Annotated in this window: 20 protein-coding genes; 3 read left to right on the forward strand and 17 right to left on the reverse strand. The window is 47.0% G+C overall.

Annotated elements, in window-relative coordinates:
* Window positions 1-100: 100 nt before the first annotated feature.
* Both BM412_RS18085 and BM412_RS18090 read left to right on the forward strand, forming a co-directional pair.
* Entirely contained in the window at window positions 101-280 is a 180-nt protein-coding gene (locus BM412_RS18085) for a hypothetical protein (protein ID WP_091221361.1), read from the forward strand.
* A 97-nt stretch (window positions 281-377) separates the two neighbouring features.
* Entirely contained in the window at window positions 378-1,610 is a 1,233-nt protein-coding gene (locus BM412_RS18090; protein ID WP_091221364.1) for an NAD(P)/FAD-dependent oxidoreductase, read from the forward strand.
* Window positions 1,611-1,615: 5 nt separating this feature from the next.
* On the opposite strand, the gene cls is transcribed toward BM412_RS18090, so the two are convergent.
* Window positions 1,616-3,043: a cardiolipin synthase gene (gene cls, locus BM412_RS18095; protein WP_091221367.1), complete on the reverse strand. Its 1,428-nt coding sequence runs from the start codon at window positions 3,041-3,043 to the stop codon at window positions 1,616-1,618.
* Window positions 3,044-3,187: 144 nt separating this feature from the next.
* Between cls and BM412_RS18100 the strand changes: the two genes are divergently transcribed.
* Complete coding sequence (locus BM412_RS18100; protein WP_256256424.1) at window positions 3,188-3,658, forward strand: bactofilin family protein; 471 nt, start codon at window positions 3,188-3,190, stop codon at window positions 3,656-3,658.
* A gap of 119 nt (window positions 3,659-3,777) precedes the next feature.
* On the opposite strand, the gene BM412_RS18105 is transcribed toward BM412_RS18100, so the two are convergent.
* From BM412_RS18105 to BM412_RS18180, 16 genes are all read right to left on the reverse strand, one after another.
* A complete protein-coding gene (locus BM412_RS18105) occupies window positions 3,778-4,587 on the reverse strand; it encodes an ABC transporter permease (RefSeq protein ID WP_256256426.1) in 810 nt (269 codons plus the stop codon).
* Window positions 4,571-5,509: an ABC transporter ATP-binding protein gene (locus BM412_RS18110; protein WP_091221372.1), complete on the reverse strand. Its 939-nt coding sequence runs from the start codon at window positions 5,507-5,509 to the stop codon at window positions 4,571-4,573. The genes BM412_RS18105 and BM412_RS18110 overlap by 17 nt, the downstream gene beginning before the upstream one ends.
* Before the next feature lie 112 nt (window positions 5,510-5,621).
* Window positions 5,622-5,879, reverse strand: a complete 258-nt coding sequence (locus BM412_RS18115) for a hypothetical protein (RefSeq protein ID WP_143111650.1) — start codon at window positions 5,877-5,879, stop codon at window positions 5,622-5,624.
* Window positions 5,880-6,112: 233 nt separating this feature from the next.
* On the reverse strand, window positions 6,113-6,565 hold the full coding sequence (locus tag BM412_RS18120; protein ID WP_091221379.1) for a PilZ domain-containing protein: 453 nt from the start codon (window positions 6,563-6,565) through the stop codon (window positions 6,113-6,115).
* A gap of 45 nt (window positions 6,566-6,610) precedes the next feature.
* Window positions 6,611-7,126 (reverse strand): DUF1854 domain-containing protein, encoded by a 516-nt coding sequence (locus BM412_RS18125; RefSeq protein ID WP_091221381.1) that lies wholly within the window; start codon window positions 7,124-7,126, stop codon window positions 6,611-6,613.
* A 146-nt stretch (window positions 7,127-7,272) separates the two neighbouring features.
* Entirely contained in the window at window positions 7,273-9,141 is a 1,869-nt protein-coding gene (locus BM412_RS18130; RefSeq protein ID WP_091221384.1) for a stalk domain-containing protein, read from the reverse strand.
* 45 nt (window positions 9,142-9,186) lie between these two features.
* On the reverse strand, window positions 9,187-9,447 hold the full coding sequence (locus tag BM412_RS18135) for a hypothetical protein (protein WP_091221386.1): 261 nt from the start codon (window positions 9,445-9,447) through the stop codon (window positions 9,187-9,189).
* A complete protein-coding gene (locus BM412_RS18140; RefSeq protein ID WP_091221389.1) occupies window positions 9,448-9,954 on the reverse strand; it encodes a VanZ family protein in 507 nt (168 codons plus the stop codon).
* The gene (locus BM412_RS18145; protein ID WP_371264843.1) at window positions 9,944-10,897 is read right to left on the reverse strand and encodes an LCP family glycopolymer transferase; all 954 of its coding nucleotides are present in this window, start codon (window positions 10,895-10,897) and stop codon (window positions 9,944-9,946) included. Before BM412_RS18145 ends, BM412_RS18140 begins: the two co-directional genes overlap by 11 nt.
* Window positions 10,898-11,025: 128 nt before the next feature.
* Window positions 11,026-12,399 (reverse strand): sugar phosphate nucleotidyltransferase, encoded by a 1,374-nt coding sequence (locus BM412_RS18150; RefSeq protein ID WP_091221393.1) that lies wholly within the window; start codon window positions 12,397-12,399, stop codon window positions 11,026-11,028.
* 89 nt (window positions 12,400-12,488) lie between these two features.
* Complete coding sequence (locus tag BM412_RS18155; RefSeq protein WP_091221396.1) at window positions 12,489-13,520, reverse strand: GDP-mannose 4,6-dehydratase; 1,032 nt, start codon at window positions 13,518-13,520, stop codon at window positions 12,489-12,491.
* The gene (locus tag BM412_RS18160; protein ID WP_091221398.1) at window positions 13,498-14,871 is read right to left on the reverse strand and encodes a UDP-glucose dehydrogenase family protein; all 1,374 of its coding nucleotides are present in this window, start codon (window positions 14,869-14,871) and stop codon (window positions 13,498-13,500) included. Before BM412_RS18160 ends, BM412_RS18155 begins: the two co-directional genes overlap by 23 nt.
* Window positions 14,872-14,920: 49 nt before the next feature.
* Window positions 14,921-16,039: a CapA family protein gene (locus BM412_RS18165; protein WP_091221401.1), complete on the reverse strand. Its 1,119-nt coding sequence runs from the start codon at window positions 16,037-16,039 to the stop codon at window positions 14,921-14,923.
* A gap of 41 nt (window positions 16,040-16,080) precedes the next feature.
* A complete protein-coding gene (locus BM412_RS18170) occupies window positions 16,081-17,574 on the reverse strand; it encodes a lipopolysaccharide biosynthesis protein (RefSeq protein ID WP_091221402.1) in 1,494 nt (497 codons plus the stop codon).
* A gap of 41 nt (window positions 17,575-17,615) precedes the next feature.
* Complete coding sequence (locus BM412_RS18175) at window positions 17,616-18,134, reverse strand: acyltransferase (RefSeq protein WP_177245906.1); 519 nt, start codon at window positions 18,132-18,134, stop codon at window positions 17,616-17,618.
* A 140-nt stretch (window positions 18,135-18,274) separates the two neighbouring features.
* Window positions 18,275-19,180, reverse strand: a complete 906-nt coding sequence (locus BM412_RS18180; protein WP_091221407.1) for an ATP-grasp fold amidoligase family protein — start codon at window positions 19,178-19,180, stop codon at window positions 18,275-18,277.
* Window positions 19,181-19,237 lie beyond the last annotated feature (57 nt).

The raw sequence follows: 19,237 nt of genomic DNA on the forward strand, positions 1-19,237 counted from the left end.
GGTATATAGAAGTCAAGTATACACCTTATTGCCATATAAGGTTAAAGCGAGCGCACCTGGTGCCACCGCTTAATCCAGTATACCAAAGGAGTCATCAATCATGGAAAATCCAATCTGCGGGCAAGCCGGAAGCAAGTCGAAGCCAGTCTCGAACGCCAAGAACGGTTCAATGGTTCAGGACTACCAGGACATGAAACGGCTCGGCTATGACATGAAACATATGAAGACAAACAGCGAGCTTCAGGATGAAGGTCTCATACCCGATCCGATTCAAGAATAGCATGTTTGTCCAGCCAAAATAAGTGGAGGGATCGTGAACGATCCCTCTTTTTTCTCGTCCAAAAATGGGCATAGTAGCTACTGGAGGTATGATACTGATGAAAGTACTACATAAGGGCCATCTCTATTGGCCGGAGACGCTGAAAAACCAAGCAACCTACCCTGTGTTAAGCGGCACTACGGAAACTGAAGTTGTGATTATCGGAGGCGGGATGTCGGGCTCGATTTGCGCGTACAAGCTGGCCCAGCAAGGCATCCAAGCCGTACTCCTCGAACGAGGCGATGTCGCGGGCGGCAGCACGACGGCCAACACAGGCTTGCTGCAATTTTGCAATGACATTATGCTGTGCGATTTGATCGACCAAATTGGCGAGAAGGATGCGGTTCTCTTCTATAAAGGCTGCGCCGAAGCGATCGTGCAGCTGGGAGAAGTCGCCGTCGAGCTCCAAGCGGATGTCGGATTTGGTCCGAAAAGCAGCTTATACGTGGCAAGCACCGAGCAGGATTTACCCAAGCTGAAGCGCGAATACGAGACACTGAAGCGCCATGGCTTCGACGTGAGCTACTGGGAGCCGGAGCAAATTGCAGCGGCATTCCCATTCAGCAAGCCCGGTGCTATCCTGACTCGCGGGGATGCGCAGGTGAATCCGTTTCGATTCGTGCATGCCGTAATCGAGGCGGCGGTGAACCGCTACAAGCTTGCCGTTCACGAGCATACCGATGTGGTCAGCCATGAAACGGAAGCAGACGGAACGCATGTGCTTCGCACCGCGGCGCAGGCTGTCATTCAGGCCAAACATGTCATCTATGCGATTGGCTACGAGCCGGAGGAGCTGCACGGACGGCTTATCAAGTCCAATCTGGATCGCACCTATGTCATCGTAACTGAGCCGCAAGCTCATCTACAGCCACAGTACAAGGACTATTTTATATGGGAAACCGCCCGTCCTTATTTCTATATGCGCATTACCGATGATGGCCGGGTAATTGCCGGTGGCTATGATGAAGAATCCCCCGTGCCGATGGAAGAGAAAAAAGCGAGAAGCAAACATGCGAACCTGCTGCTCACTCGCGTGCAAGCTTTTTACCCTTCCTTCGATGCACCGATTGCCCATGAATGGAATGCTACCTTCGGCCTCTCGTGTGACAACCTGCCCTTCATCGGAGAGGATCCGAACTGGAGCAGTGTCTATTATTGTCTCGGTTACGGCGGGAACGGAACCGTCTACAGCATGATGGGCGCCAACCTGCTCTATGCCCAGATTACACAGACCGCACACCGGCTAACGCCGATCGTGGCACTGAACCGACCATCCTTGCAAAACGTGTAACAGCCCTATAACAGCGGCGAGAGCATACGCGCGACAGCCTCTCCGGCTTTCTGCCGAAGCGGTCGCTTCATAAACGCCTCGCGCGTGACCTCGCCGCTATCCTCCATATCCTTCATGAAATCCGCCTCTAAGCGCTCGATCGCCTTCACATCGAACAGCAGTGCATTGATTTCGAAATTGCTGAAGAAGCTCCGCATATCCATATTTGCCGTCCCAACCGATGCCAGCAAATGATCGATAATGAGTACTTTCGCATGCATGAAACCTTTTCGATACCGATAAATCCGCACGCCTGCCGCAAGCATTTCCTCTACATAAGATAGAGTGGCTGACAGCACCAGCTTCGTGTCCGGCACATACGGAATGATAATTCGCACATCGACACCGCTCAGCGCTGCCGTACGAAGCCCCATTAACAAGCTGGGATCCGGAATGAAATAAGGGGTTTCGATATAAATACGCGATTTCGCAACCGACACCGCCGCAAACACACATTCCAGTATGGCTTCGTCTCTGCTGTTCGGTCCACTGGCTACGATCTGTACTTGTTCGCTGCCGGTGCATGAATGCGGAGGCATATAGATCGGATCCGCCAGCTGCTGCTTCGAGGTATACCACCAATCCTGCAGAAATACTTCCTGCAGAAAATACACCGCATCTCCTTGAAGCTGCAGATGCGTATCCCGCCAAAAGCCGAGCTTCGGATTACCGCCGAGGTATTCGTCACCGATGTTAATGCCGCCGAGATATCCGACCCGCCCATCTACAACGACGATTTTGCGATGATTTCGAAAGTTCATCCGTTTATCAAAAAAGGCCATTCTCGGCGGCAAGAAGCATCGCACATCTACACCTGCCTGCTCAAGCTCTTTCACGTAACTGCGGCTTAAACTTACACTGCCGATGCCATCATAGATGACCCGCACCTCAATGCCTGCCCTCGCTTGGCGAATAAGAAGCTCCTTGAGCCGCTGTCCGACGCGATCGTCTCGGATCGTATAAAATTCGATGTGGATATGATGCCCGGCTTCCTCTATTGCCCCAAAAATAGCACTATACGCGGCCTCTGCATCTGTCAGCACAGCAGATTCATTGCGGCTTGTAATCGGCGACAAGGTAAGCCGCTGCAGCATGTGATAGAGTCTCTCCTGTTCGGCGAATTCCTCGCCGTGCATGTCGCTCGGCCGGTGCACCTGCTCGCACCGGGACAACGCCAGCCGCCTCGAATCCTCGGTCGAACGGCTGTTTATACGAAATTCGCGCTGACGCTTGAACGCTTGCGCGAGAAAATAATACATCACAAAGCCGATTACCGGCAGCACGAACAAGATTAGCAGCCAAGCGACGGTTTTGGCCGGACGACGGTATTCGAGTGCAAGAATTGTAGCGATTTGAAAGATAAATATGAGCAGTGCGGCGAGTATCCACCCCAAGTCCAGCCCCCCTTTTTATGCAGTAACAGCCATTCGTTCTTAGACTAGCTTTCACCCCCCTTCTAGCGGGTATACATGTGTTATTGGCATGTTTTAAAGCTTCCAAGAATAAATAGCTATATGACCTACCGTAAGAGAGGGAGGATGATCGCAGCGATGTTCAAAGAGTCCAAACGGTCCGGTTCGGCCGAAACTCTGATCGGACTAGGCACGCATGTAGAAGGGAAGTTAGTTAGTGAAAGCAGCATTCGAATCGAAGGCGAATACCGGGGGGATATCGATTGTAAAGGCGATGTCATTATCGGGGAATGCGGCGTGGCGAGATCGGGTATTATCGCGCGCGACCTCACGATTGCAGGCAAGGTTTTCGGAGATATTGTGGCAAAAGGAAGACTGACCATCACCGCCTCCGGTCAATTGTTCGGCAATGTCCTTGCCCATACGATGCTGATTCAAGACGGTGGCATCTATAACGGCAATTGCCGCATGGAGCGCGCTGTCGAGCAGCGGACACGGCATCTGCAGGACGGTGCCGAACCTGCGCTCCAGCAGCAGCAACAACCGCAGCAGGTGAAGGAAACACAAGCGAAGGAGAAATCCCGGCAGGCCGGTTAGCGCAGGTTCGGCGTTTCATACTTCCACCTCGCTGTAATGCCGATTTTCCCGCCGTAGTGCAACAATAAAGGAGCCGCTGCAAGGTCCCGTCATGGCGACCTTGCAGCGGCTCCCTTCATTTATGTGGCAACATCGCGTTTATTGAAGATTAGCCAAGTGATGCCCACGAATACAATATAGTAAACCGCCAGCACCGCCAGTGAGAAGCCCATGGTCAATTCATGGATATTGTGCTTGATGACCGAGGTTTGCAGGTATTGCTTCAAATCCAGGTGAAGAAACAGCAAATATTCAACCCAGTCATACTTGAGATTGAAGAGCAAACCGCTTGCAATCAGCCCGAAGAAATAGATGAACATCGATAACCCGATTGCCAGGCCGCCGCTGCGGAAGATCGTCGAGAGCATGAACGCGAATGTCACAATCATGATCAGCCCGATGTAATCAAGGAGATACACTTGAATCATGTAGGACAGCGGATGGGAATTGTTTAGCACGCCAAGCGCCTCATTCGCCGTTGCACTGTCGTTATAGCCGAACAAGATCAAATTGAGCAAATAGGATGACACCAGCATGACTACGGAAAGTGTCAGTGCAAACAACAGCAGCGCGATGTATTTGGAAAGCAAGATCTTCGAGCGGCTCCACGGACGAATCAGCAGCAGCTTGATCGTGCCTGCCGAGAACTCGCCGGCCACACACTCTGCCGAGACCACGACCGTGAAGATGGTAATGAGGTAATAGGTAAACTGTTCGATACCGTTCATTATCGTCCACATCGTATCATGTTCAGAGAACAATTTCGACAGCGTGCTGACGACGATAACGATCAGCAGGATAATGCCGAGCATGATCCAGGTGCCGATACGGCGGTAGATTTTCATATTCTCATTGCGTACGAGCTGCAGGAAATCAAACAACCTGCTCACCTCCCGTCATCTCTAGAAATTGATCTTCCAGCGACTTGTTCAGGACGCGAATGCCGTACACTTTAATACCCGCTTCGACAAGCTCGGCATTGAGCCGCGCGATCGTTTCCCGATCTGCCCTTACAAGCGCCGCATCCGCTTCGCGAGATGCGCCGTGCTCTGCCAGCAGCTGCACTGCGGCGTCCGGCTGATCTACTTCGAAGAGCACTTGATTCGCCTCGTCCGCAAGCGATGTACCGGGACGAATGCCGCGAACATCGATGAGCTTGCCTGCTTGGATGATCGCAACGCGGTCGCACATCAGCTCCATCTCGCTGAGCAAATGACTTGAGACGAAGACGGTGATGCCTTCATCCTTAGCCAGCTTCCTCAAGTAATCGCGCAGCTCGCGAATTCCGGCCGGGTCAAGCCCATTCGTAGGCTCGTCCAATATGAGCAGCGATGGTTTATGCATAATAGCCTGTGCAACGCCAAGCCGTTGGCGCATGCCGAGCGAGTAGGTTTTCACCTTATCGTGAATCCGGCTCTTCAGCCCGACAAGCTCGACGACCTCGTCTATGCGCTGCTTCGTAATCCCCGGCACCATCCGCGAGTAATGCAGCAGATTTTGAAAGCCGGTCAAATATTTGTACATTTCAGGGTTCTCTACGATAGCTCCGACATGACGAATGGCATTCTCGTAATCCGTCCGGATGCTGTGCCCTTCAATAAGAACGTCACCTTTGGTCAGCTTCATTAGACCTACCATCATCCGGATCGTTGTCGTTTTCCCGGCTCCGTTAGGTCCGAGAAATCCGAATACCTCTGAACGCGGCAAATCCAACGTAAGATCCTCGATGATGGTGCGCCTTCCGATGACTTTCGTTACCTGCTGAAGACGAACGATCGGCTGCTGCTCATCTTGCTCGGTCCGATAATCCACATCTATCCCCTCCTGCTTTAGGGAAGCTGAATGGTACGCATTCAAACTTCACATCTCCACCAGTATAACGAAGTAAGGAAGAGATTGGAAGTTTTACGTAAATCACAACTACTTAGGTATGCGTAACTAGCAGTTGATCCGGGGTATAGGAACGGTTAAATTCAAAGTCATCAAGTGCAGTCAAATTTGGCGCAGCTGCGCTCGGTGAATTTCTTTGCTGCTCGCTTTCCTGAAAAGGAATGAAGCAGGATTTACATAAACCAAGCGGATGAATGACCCGGTAAAAGCCGGTTAAAAACACCAACTCCGCCTCCATGCTAGTTAACGTCCCTCCGCAGCCTACACAATGAAACTGTTCTTTATTCGTCATGTCAATCGCCCCTTATTAATCGGATTCCGAATACTATATGTAGCAATTATGATAATAATGTTACGAAATGTATCGTAGATAGAATACGACAATTATCGCTACATGTCAATAAGGAGAACGTGAATAAAGAAAGAATTTTGTCGTGTATGCGCTTTCAATAAGGAATCAAAAAAAACCTGGGCAATGAGGGATCTCAATCAGCTTACCGCCGACCTCTCCCCATCGCCCATTGCTTAACCTCTGACATCCAGTCGCGCGTAATTTGATTCTTTTCTATAGTTCATGCGCTTGTACAATTCATGAATGCGCTGCTGTTTCGGACTCATGGCCTGCAGCTTGGCAAGCAATGCACAAAGCAGCCCTTTGCGGATTCCCTCATCCGGAAGTAAAGCGCAGCCGTAAATGTAGTGATTGCCTTCCGGCCGCCGCCAAACCATATGTGCCAGCAGACTGAACTGCCACTCTCCGAGCGTGACGTTCACTTGGAGCATATAGCTGCGGTTGACAGGCAATCGGAGATGGCACAGAACCTGCAAGCCCGATGGGCTCATATTTTGCAGAAGGATCGGCGTTGGCTTGCTCGCATTCCCTTCTTGTCCTTCTATGTGACAAATAGACATTTCAGCCCGTACGCCGCCTAACAGCTTCATTCGGACATGCTCCCGCGGCTTCATCTCCGTCTCCATTTTCGCTACGCCTCGTTTCGATAATTGTTACAAAACGTATCTGCGTTAGTAAAAAAAAGGGTCCCTGCTATTAATCCACCAACGCTGGCTCTCCGCATCCATGTCCTCTACTTTCGAGAGCATATAACGGCGGCCATCCATGTCCGTAATAATCCAGCGACCGGCATTTATTGCATGGACGTGATCGAGCAGGTTATCCATCGTAATGGTTAGCTGGCCGAAGTCCGTGTCCACCTGCCAGTTCCACTCCGTATTATGTTTCCGAATCGAAGTAATTCGCTTGATAGCGGGCACCATGTTCTGCCTCTGCAGCTCTTCCCTTGCCGTTCTTTGGCTGCGATCATCCAAGAGCCCAATTTCATGCAGCAGAATGATTTCCTCGTTTAGTTCACTTCGAATGGAAATGAAGCGATCCGGAAACGAATGAGGAAGCTCGCGTACCAGCTTCACGCGCTGGTACTGCCGTCCCTCCTTATCCTCTGCCATCAAAGTGCCATCCTCAGTGCGATAAAGTAGAATCGGACCTACTTTCTTCGGTTTCATGTAGACAAGATTGCTCATGAATCAGATCACCTCCGGCACGTCTCTTCAATAGATAGAAAAATAGGATCAGGAAATAGAGCAGGCCTGGGCCTGCCCTTCTCCAAAAACGAATGTGATCATAATCGTCTCTCTTAATCTATGATACAATTTGTATCGTGTCAAGCTTAATCTGCGGTTTCAATCGTGGCGACTTTATTATCGTTGTCCCAGTTCACTTTGGCACCGGCCGCTTCACTTACAAATCGCAGATTCACATAAAACATGCTTTCCGGCGTAACAAACGGAGCCGGGGTCAACTGGAATTCCTTATTATTCACGCTTGCTTTATTACTGTCGGCCGTCATCTTTATGGTTAAATTCCCTTTGGACGCAAGTACAGATTTGGTCGCGTTGTTCCATTCCACCATCATGCCCAAAGCCTCAAAAATTTGACGGAAAGGAACCATCGTGACCCCTTTAATTATCTTTGGTTTGGCTTCAAAACTAAGCGCGCGGTCATTTACGATAATCGTGCTGAATCGACTGCCGACAGCTCCGGTATACGCACTGCTCCCCAGGCTGTAACCAAGTGTCGTATCCGACTTCAAGCTTGCGAACGATCCGAGGTTTTGATCGGTAGGGTTTCTGCCGACACCAACCTTGCCGATCGGTGTCCTGCCGCCGATGTAATAGTTCGTATTCGCGAAGCGGACGCTAGGGTTCCAGCCCGCCGGATCCAGTATGGACAGCGCCAGCGTGTAGGTTCCGCTCGGCACTGACTTCGGAATCGTAAACATGCCATTAACCGTATTCGTAACAGGAGCTTCATTGTATGCCCGTGTCGTGCTGTTCCAATCCGTGCCGGGCAGCCAATTTCGAATATCAGCTTGGAACAGTCCCTTCCAGGCAACCGATCCGTCGCTCTTCAGCAGGCTCGCCTCAACCGGCCAATTATAGTAGAACGGTGACGACCCTTTGTTGGTCACTTGGAACAACACGTTCATCGTTCCGCCCGGCGTTACATTCCCGGTAAACGTGACCTCATTCAATACGTAACGATAACCGAGCACTTTTTGCATCGCCTTAGCCCCTGCATCGACAGCGGAATTTCTTGTTGAATAATCCGAGATCCATCCCAAGCTCGAGGTATGGGTATTCATGATCCAGTCAATGACATAATTCGTATTTGCCATATTGCTGAGCGTTCCATCCGGACTGCCGCCCAGTTTAGTCTGATCGCCCCAATTGTAGGCTACTTCACCGCTGTTGATTTGCGTCCGCCAAGTATCGCGCCTAATCTCTCCATTCCCGCCTGAAGCATCGTCCGGCAGCGCGAAGGAATCCCATTGAATGCCGAAATCGTAATCCTTGAACGTACCCGGATAGCGCACGAGTACTTTCTTGTTATGGAAGGCGGCCTCATACGCATCGCCGAGCGCAATTTGGAAACTGAGCGGAATTTGATTGGAACGGTCCTTAAACCTCAACGGATAAACATGGTGCTCTCCCCAATTTCCGTATAGCCCCATTTCCACGAAAGCTACTCGCGGGTCATCATCCCATGCTTGTCCAAGCTTTGCGATAAACGCCACAAGTCGCGATTTCAATTCGTCTGACAGCCATTGATTGACTGCATCGCCATGAGGAACCCCTTTTGGCCAATACTCCCCGGCGCCCGGATAAACAATGACGACTCGCGGAACGACCTTAATATTTCGCTTCTCAATGCCCGCCCAAGCCTTATTACTCCAATCAATGATCTTCTGTACGGAGTCCGTTGCATCATACTCCAGATCCGTGTACTTGATATAATGTTTATATATATCTGCGTATTCTCGATTCCTGAAAGATGTTTCGTTGACCCCGCGCGACGGCCTGAAACCCATGATCGGGTTTTTGAAAGCTTCCGATGTTTCGGTCAAGTTGACCGTTATAGGCCCGACTGCCCCATCTGCATGCTCGTAAAAGCTCGTTCCCCTTCCGCTCCAAATCCAGATCAACGTGAGCAACGCTGCCGTACAAAGGAGCAGTCTTAAGAAGCTTCGTTTCTTCACCTTGTCCCTCCTAGAATAATAGACTCAGCTGCCGTTTCTACATGGTTACTGATCCGCTTTAATAATTCGAACGACTCTATGTTCCTCATTTTGAAGAAAAATAGCATATACTTTATCACCTATGTATAACGGTGTCTCTTGCTGAATATTAGATTCGCTGAACAAACAATGCGATTCCAATCCATCGGTTGCCTCATAACAATGCTCATGAGGGCATTCAACAATGGTATAAACGGAAACTTCAGTAGGCGTGTTGTTCATCAATCCGATTAGCAAAGCTAATATTTTAATAGAAGATGGTATCATTTACAGACGCGCTCCTCTCTTCACGAACCTTCCAAAATAACTACCCGCCATATAAACAAACAAGCCGATGCAGCCTCCTGTAATATCAACAAGGACGTCCTGCGAATTGGAGGTTCGCCCCGGAGATAATCGCTGGTTTAATTCATCAAGCGAAGCGATCATAAGGACAATAAGGAGAGGAAACGGCCATCTTCCGGCGAGATGATCCTTCAATTTCGTAACGATGGCTGCACCAATGGCAAGAACACCATACATGAACAGATGAGCGCCTTTACGGATAATAAATTCAAGGAATACATAAGGATCTCTATGAGAGGAATAGCTTCTGTGGTGATAATTGAAAGTTATATCCGGCAGCACCTCTTTAATTGTATCCTCCGTCACGATCCGGTGCAGGGCAGGTTTAATGTTCTGCTCCTGATAGGATTGAGATGATAGGATGAAGATGACGGCAATCCAGCCCAAGACGATCAAACTAACCCAGTAGTTCCGGCCTTTATTGCGCATTGGAAGGCACCTGCTGCTGAAGTTGATCTTTAATTATATTATGAATGCGATCTCGCTCGCTGTCGTCCACCAAGTAATACCAAACCTTGTTTATAGTTTTCCCATATCCTTTTATCTCAACTGTATCGATCTTATTTATTTTAGGCCGATAATCGGTAACGAATTTCTTCATCTCGTCAAAGGTAACATTCGTCTTCACGCTGTTTCCGAGTTCCCCCAGAAGCGAATGCAGGCGAGTGACGTTTGAGATATTCATCGCATTGTTCATGACTTGCTGCAGAATTTCACGCTGCCTGGAGTTGCGGCCGAAATCTCCGCGCGGATCATCATAACGCATGCGAGAGTACTTCAAGGCATCCGACCCATTTAACATCAAGTGGCCCTCCTCGAACAAACGACCCTCGTAGTCAAAAGCAAACGGATTATCCACTTCGACGCCGCCTATTAAATCGATCAATCGCGCGAAACCTTCCATATTCACTTTGGCATAATAATCGATCGGATAATCCAGAAAGTGCTCTACCGTTTGGATCGACATCTCCAAGCCGCCAAACGCGTAGGCATGATTGATCTTGTCAACCGTACCGTGACCGATGATATCGGTGCGTGTATCGCGAGGAATGTTGAACATTAATATAGACTGTTTCGCTGGATTAACAGTAAGCACAATCATCGTATCAGAACGCCCCCGATCATTCTCGCGCTCATCCACGCCTAGGACAAGAACGGAGAAGGGGGCTAGTTTTTTCATTTGGACCGGCTCAGGGGGAGCCTTTTTCAATTCGACATCTTTACTGACATAGACCGTTTTCGTCGGCTTAACATCTTCATACATCTTCGCCGCAGCCTGTTCAACAGAATGGTATAAATACCACACTACTCCGCCTGCAATCACAAGAATTACCGCGGCACCAGCACTCGCCCAAACCAGAAATCGCTTCAGCTTCATGTTCAAGACTCCTTATTGATCGCATAGTTTACACCGTAGTGTTGAGGAATGCTGGTTGTGAACCGGCGGACGCAACAAAGGCTTGCCTACCGTATCGGTAAGCAAGGCCTTTGTTCCGAACATTACACTTTGATGCAGCTTTCCGTAATTTCTTTCCAGGTGGTATATAATTCGACGATTCGATTGACTTCCTGACTTTGACCGCTTTGAACCACAATCATCTCAATCTCTTTGACCGCTCTTAATGTATGGAGCGTTTTCATGGGAATATGAAGGATGTTGCCTGCCTTTACATGCATGTAATTGCCGTTCTGCAGAAACTCCCCTTCACCGTTCACTATGGTCCAGACTTCTTCTCGGTACGTATGCATGCGGTAGCTAAGGTTTTCTCCCGCACGGATTCCGACTCGCTTGGTAGCCACGCATCGACCATCCTCATAGATCTGGTCGTCCAGAATTCTTACCCAGCCCCATTTGCGTTCTTCATATTTCGGCTTTTGATTATATTTGATATAATCCTTAATTCTCGTGCTTGCGCTCTTACTCGAAACCAGTATTCCGTCCGGACTGGCTGCAACCACGATATTCGATAAGCCCACAATGGAAACGGGGATATCGATTTCATTAATCAGATGCGTGTTCTTGCAATCCTCGCTGATCGTTCCTTTGCCAATCTGGTTATTTTTCATTTCTTCGGTCAGCGTATTCCAGGTACCGAGGTCCTTCCAGCCCCCTTCATAGGGAACCACCACGATACTTCTTGCTTTCTCCACAACCTGATAATCAAAACTAATCTTAGGAAGGACTTGATACTGCTTTCGCAGTTCATCATATTGAATCGGCAAATTCAACTGCTCCAATAGGGATATCAGGTAGCCGAGCTTAAAGGAAAACACGCCGCAGTTCCACAGCGCCTGCTGTTCCAGCAGCTCCACGGCTTGCGCTTCCGTCGGCTTCTCGCGGAAATTACGGACGCGCTTATACCCACTTTCGTAGGTTTCATCTGCCGCATCCGGAATAATGTATCCATACTTGGAAGATGGATAAGTCGGCTTTACGCCAATCAAGGCCAAATCCGCTTTAGATTCGGTTAACACCTCTTCCAATTCCTTAATGGTCTCGAAGAAACCATTTTCAACCAACGGGTCCACGGGCACGATGGTGATCGTCTCGCTCAAACGAACCTCTTTAACCGAGTAGAGATATACGGCAGCCAATGCGATCGCAGGAAACGTATCTCTGCGTTCCGGTTCAATAATTAGCGGGACGTCTGTGCCGATTTGACTTTGCATCATTTCAACCTGGCTTTGACTGGTGGCAATATAACTATGCTCGCTTAGATTGCTTGCCTCGAGCTGTCCCCATAACTGCTGTACCATCGAAATCAATTGCTGCTCATCGTTTTCGAGCACTTTCAGAAACTGCTTCGATCTTGCATCGTTGGATAACGGCCAGAGCCTTGTTCCGGAACCGCCGGACAGTAAGATGAGTTTCATCATTCACTCCTCCATTCTCTCTATGAAACGAATTTTCCATGAAACAGAAAATTGGGAGCAGCTTATGAAAGCCACTCCCAATCTATGGATTAATTCAAGCGGTAATATTCGCAATACCAGTCCGTGAAGTTCTGCAATCCTGCTTCAATCGACGTCTTCGGCTTAAACGCAACGACCTTCTCCAACAATTCCGTTGATGCGTAAGTAGCAGGCACATCGCCGGGTTTAATCGGTTCAAATACTTTTTCGAATAACACTTCCCTGCCTAATGAATGGCTCAGGCATTTCTCTAACGTCCCGATGAATGTCATTAATTTCTCCGGGCTGTTATTGCCGATATTATAGACTTGATGAGGAGCATTCTCTTCCGCTACAGGAGGGTTGCCGAGCAAGCGCTCGATCCCTTCCACAATGTCATCTACATAGGTAAAATCTCGGTATAAGTCATTTTCATAATCACCGTTGTTAAAAATCTTAATTGGCTTACCCGAAAAATAGTGCTGCGTAAATCCAAAATACGCCATGTCCGGCCGGCCTAACGGGCCATACACCGTAAAGAAACGCAATCCCGTAGTGGGGATTCTATACAGATGACTGTATGTATGAGCCATTAACTCATTAGACTTCTTAGTCGCGGCATAGAGGGATACAGGGTGATCCACGCGATCGGATTCCTCGAATGGGACCTTCTGATTGGCACCGTAGACGGAGCTTGAGGATGCGTAAAGGAGATGCTCTACCGGATATTGTCTGCATGCCTCAAGTATCGTGTAGAAGCCAATGATGTTGCTTTGCATATAGACATCGGGGTTCTCTATGGAGTACCTTACACCGGCTTGAGCGGCTAAATTCACCACAACATGAGGCTTATATTCTTCAAACATATTCATAATGAGCGCTTTATCGGAGATATCGCCTTTAATGAAGGTAAACTTCTTGTATGGCTGCAGCAGTTCTAAGCGCGTATATTTCAGGTTGACGTCGTAATAATCATTGATATTATCTATCCCGATTACTCGACAGCCCTGTTCCAAGAGGTTTCTGGCCAGATAATAACCAATGAACCCTGCCGTCCCGGTAATCAGATACGTCTTACTCTTATCGAGAGTATTGTAATTCAATGTTCTTCGACTCCTTCAACCTATCTATTCTTGCCGGCCTTCTTCCAATGGAGTGATACTCTACCCCTGCCGCTTGCATCTGGGTAACGCTGTATATATTTCTTCCATCGTAGACTAGAGGAGTTCTCATCAAGTTTTTATAGATCTCCGGAGATACTGCTTTTATCTCTCCCCATTCCGTAAAAATAAAACAGACATTTGCTCCCTCTAAAGCCTGCTCGATCGTAGCGGCATACGTCATGCTGCCGCTTCCCTTCTTACCTGTCGGATGTACTTTAGCAAAGTTATCCGCGCCGACCGGATCAAACGCCCATACATCTGCGCCTTGCTCCAGCAATAAAGGAACATTCTCGAGCGATGCCGCTTCCCTCAAATCATCCGTTCCGGGCTTGAAGGTCAAGCCCAGGACGGCTACCTTCAGCCCATTGAAGGTAATGAGCCGCTTACTGGCTTTCCTATATAAGAGCGTCTTCTGCTCTTTGTTTACATCAATTGCGGCCTTGACCGTCTTCAATTCATAACCTTGCTGCTTTGCAATGTACGCCAATGCTTTGGTATCCTTCGGAAAACATGAACCGCCGTAACCGATTCCGGCATTTAAGAACTTGCTTCCAATCCGCTCATCGTAGCTCATTCCTCTTGCAACATCCTCGATGTCCGCACCGACGAGTTCACAAAGATTGGCAATATCGTTCATGTAGGATATCTTAAGCGCCAAGAAATCATTGGAGGCGTATTTGATCATCTCTGCCGATCTTCTGTTTACAGCTACGATAGGCAAATGAAAAGGCTGATAGATCTGCATAAGCAGCTCTTCAGCCCATTTACTTTCCGTTCCTATAATAATTCGCTCGGCGTGCAAGGTGTCATGAACGGCCGAGCCTTGCGCCAGAAATTCCGGATTTGATGCTACTTCCACATTCACGTTATGGACTAAGAAATCGCGTATGAATTGCTCAACCTTATCATTCGTGCCTACGGGAACGGTTGATTTCACGACCACCAAGCAATCCTTCTCCACCGATTCCGCAATCTGCCTGGCAACTGTTGCTATGTAGGTAAGATTAGCAGATCCATCCGGCTGCTCCGGTGTTCCTACACCGATAAAGATGGCATCGGCATCTCTGTAGGATGCTTTGTAATCTGTCGTATAACTAATTCTCCCCGCTTCATAATTTCGCTGCATTAAAGCTTGCAATCCCTCTTCATAAATCGGGGAAATGCCGGATTGCATAACCTTTACTTTATTCTCATCTATATCCACGCAAGTCACTTGATGTCCGACTTCCGCAAAGCATGCTCCTGCAACTAATCCGACATATCCGGTTCCCGCTACTGCGATCTTAAACATATTAAGCCCCCTCTACCATTAGTAATCCAAGGTTATAGTGGCATTCCTATTATTTCGTTTTCAAACCCGCTAACAACAACTCACGATGGGCTTCACACTCTATAAAATTTTGCATCGCTAACAAGTTAGGTTTGGAGTACCTTTTCCTTAATAACCGGCCTTTCAGCAGCTTTCGATCAATTCTGGACATCCATTTGCCTAATCCGGAGAAAGCCTTTAAATAGGCTTCTGTATTTGTATCGGCAAACTCCTGATAACGCCGCTCCACGAAACCTTCTTGGCTTATTTCCTTGGATCGGCTGTAAAAGCCATTCAGAATGTCATCCGCTTCGCTGCCTTGAGCTGCTCGGATCACATGCTTCTGTTTGACTAGGGGTACATAATCCACTTCCAATCGTTCATTAATATGTATCTTAATCAAAAGACTGGATTGCCAATATTCATTATCCATATAGTCAAATATGAAATTGCCTTGTCCATAGATGATTGTAGAATCCAGGTAGCTTTCAAATGCTCCAATACAATGACTATGTTGGCAGATCACCAGATCTGCGCCTTTCTGCACCATTTTTCTGCACACTTTCTGAACATTAGGCGATGGATAACGATACTGCTCCTTCCCGCCGTGGTACAGAACGATTACGTAGTCGCACTGTTGTTTAAGCTCTCGGATATGATCAGGGCTTTCTAAAGGATCAAATGGGTTCGCGCCTGCAGCTGTAGCCGTGGCTATCGTAAATTCGTTCTCCGCGCAAGCATAGATGCCAACGGAAATGCCATCGATATGTAGGATATGAGGTTTGGCAGCTTCAACCACGTTACTGGCAGCACCTACATAGGGAATGTTGTATTGGTCCAGTAAACTCTTTGTACTAAGAAACCCTTGCGTTCCTTGGTCTAAGATGTGGTTATTAGCTAAAGTCACTAGTGTAGGGTCCAATTTCTTTATGCCTTTTATCGTACTTGTCTTAGCCACAAGATTCGGACCGGACTTTGCAATCGGTGTTTCTTGATCCGTAAGCGGAACCTCCAGATTAAACACTCTCATATCCGCAGACATCCAAATCTTGAACAAATCTTCTCCAAGCAATTCGCGAATATCTCCGTTGTTGAACAATTCTTCATTCGTATGAGTTGGGACCAGATCGCTTGCAATCAGTAGTTCCATGTAAGTTCACCCTTTTACTGTTAGATGAAACGACTTATTCTTTACCACTTCTTAATCACAATTCCTTGGGTCGAGGTTAACGCAGTGCTTCTTCTCCGCAGCTTAGTCGATAACATATTCAATAAATAGACATAACTATCTATTTTAAATAAATGGGAAGCCACTACGTAGATGATTGCGCCGCATCCAATTTGTAGTAACAAAATGGCGATTGTCGGAAGAGATAACCACGAGATCGTGTAGATGCTCCCTCCCATGACTAGCGATAGCAATAAGGAAGGTGCTAAATCACGGAATTGTTCCGGCATGGAGTAATTCATCAATTTTTTATTTGGCATCATATTGATTAGCATTGAGATACCTGCAAAAGCAGCATTAGACATCGCTATTGCATAGACGCTTATGTTCATGCTAATCAGCAGTAAAGATACGCCAATAATTTTCTTGTATATTTCCAGCTTCATGATCATGTCACTTCTTCCTAAGGCCTTGATGGCTTGCCAGTTTGCCGTTTGTACAGGTTGAAATAACCAAAATACGCAGCAAATTTGCAGGAACGGCACTGCTTCCATCCACTTTCGAGTCAATAATAGCTCTATTAGAGAAGGAGCAATGCTCATGAGGCCAATCATAAGCGGGAAGATAATATAGGCCGTAACTTTCATGGATCGCCTGGTTACATTTTTCAAGTGAGCGGTATCGTTATTTACTTCCGCCATCGCCGGAAATAGCACTTTCCCAACCGCGGTATCAATACTGGTAATGAGCAGATTCGGAAACTGATTCCCACGATTGTAAAAAGCCAACGCAGCCGGCGTATACAGTTTACCGATCATTAGACTTCTTAACTCGGCATAGAAAACGTTAATAAAATTAGCAACCACCAATTTCCATCCAAATCCGACCAGCTGCTTAACCGAGTATATTGAGAACTTTAATTTCGGTCTCCATTGTGCAATAAAGAAAAGCACAATAGTATTCACTACTGCATTGATTAAGTATTGGGCAACCAGTGACCAGACACCATAGCCATAATACGCCATCACTATGCCGATCAAACCGGAAGCTAACGTGCCTCCGATTGTCGAGAAAAACATCTTTTTAAACATCATTTTTTTCGATACATAGGCTTGCTGGATGGTAATAATCGATGAGAGAGGAATAATCAGGGCAATTACTCGCAATACCGATTCTAATTCGGAATGATCATAGAAGACGGCGATATACGGAGCCAAAAAAAATAATATCGTATACAAGCCGACCGATACCGTTAGGCTGAAGTAGAAAAGTGAGGAAAAGTCAGTTTCATCCGCATCTTTCTTTTGAATTAGGGTCTCCCCAATTCCATTAGAAACAAATACGTTAGCCAAATTCGTGAATACAAGAACGAGAGCGATGATTCCATACTCACTGGGCATGAGCAGCCGAGCTAAGATGATCGATAAAACAAATGATACGCCTTGCGAAATAATGCGCTCGCTGAAAGCCCAAAATACCCCAGACATCACTTTATTCTTTAGCGTTTTCTCTCCCATGCTATCCTCACTACATCCTATAAGACATATTTTTGTATAAGTTAAATCGCTTCATCGTTTTTTCGAATGAATTTAGCTGGATTGCCCGCCCAAATCTCATTCGGCGGGATTTTCCCTGCCACTACAGAACCGGCACCAATAATGCTGTTTTTACCAATGTGACTTCCTTTTAATATAAAGCTGCCTCCACCTATGAAAGCACCATCCTCAATAACAACCGACCGATTTCTGGTTTTGTTATTATCCTTGTTAGAACCATAACGGTATCTGGCCTCTAATGGGTGGAAATCCGTATCAAATATTTTACATCCGGCACCGATCAAAACATGATTACCGATTTGCACTTCATTCTCGCTTGTGATGGCTGTATTGGAGATGCCTGTATAATTTCCAATAGATAATGTCCCGCCCCGCATGATTTGCAGATACATTCTGTCTCCCAACCCTATCGGGTTCGCCCAACCAGCAGAATTCATCGTAACATGACTGCCTATTTTGATTTTGCCGTCATTTTTAATGTAGATATTCCCTCTGGTAACGAAATGCTCACCAATTTCCACCTGGTATAGCTTACACTTTATACGATTCATACGAGAGTAGAACCTTGTAACAAGGGGGATCCACAACCGGTTGATCACTTTTTGAAAAAGCATTTTCCACCTTCCCTTCGAGTATTCTACTCTCTCAAAATTATCAGCACTTACTGGATAGGTAATACAAGTTTATTCCCCATCAGTTTGTTGTTCTCTTCGGGATAGAAAGTTCCAATGCCGTTATTCGGGTAGAAAGTCATTTCACCAAAATATATTTTCCCATCAAAATTATAAAAATCGACCCGTACAAAAGGAAATCCAATTGCCAGTCTTGTAGCAAAACAAATCATTTCATCCAGATTATCCGGCTTCGGCACTTCATAGGAAGAGTTATCTACAATAAACCGTAAATCCATTTGGGACCAGTCTACGTTGTAATAGTTCCTCCGATGGTCGCCAAAACGATCCAGGTCTAATTGAATGATTTCCGGCTTTCCATGAAAACATAAGATCTTAAAGTCAGCGGGCGGACGGCCATGATCATCCAAATACTCTTCAATGATAATTAATGGCTTTATATCTTTGTATGCCCATTCCCTGCCGTAAGAGTAATGATTGGATTTCATGTATCTTTTAATTTTTGAAAATGCATGATTAAAATCCATATGATCCTTATTTTTGCAAATAATATTTTGACCGCTTCCGTGATTGACCTTGATAACAAAGGAGTTCGGCAGCATGGCTAGATCTATGTCCTCTACCTTTTGGTATACGCCATATAATTTATTCAAAACCCCGTTACCGATCCTTTCTTCAACGTAGCTCCGAACCGCATATTTATCCGCGCACTTTGTCATCAAAGGGTTATGACAGTGAAGCTTTAACCATTGTATTTTTTCATTAAATGTCTCTGGATTGCTGAGATCGATTTTCTTACCCATTTGTTTTTTGTATTGCATTTTGATATAGGGTTCGTCCGGGACCAGGTTTGAGATTTTTTTCCGCGATTCCCATGCTGCCGATAATGCCGTATATAAGATTGGGCTGCTCTTAATTATGTCTTTAACGTTCATTTATTTGACCTCCCAAGTGTGTTAGAAACCCAGCAAAAAACCATCATGCATGGATGA

The sequence above is a fragment of the Paenibacillus sp. BC26 genome, from assembly GCF_900116125.1.
Classification (GTDB): Bacteria; Bacillota; Bacilli; order Paenibacillales; family Paenibacillaceae; genus Paenibacillus_Z; species Paenibacillus_Z lignilyticus.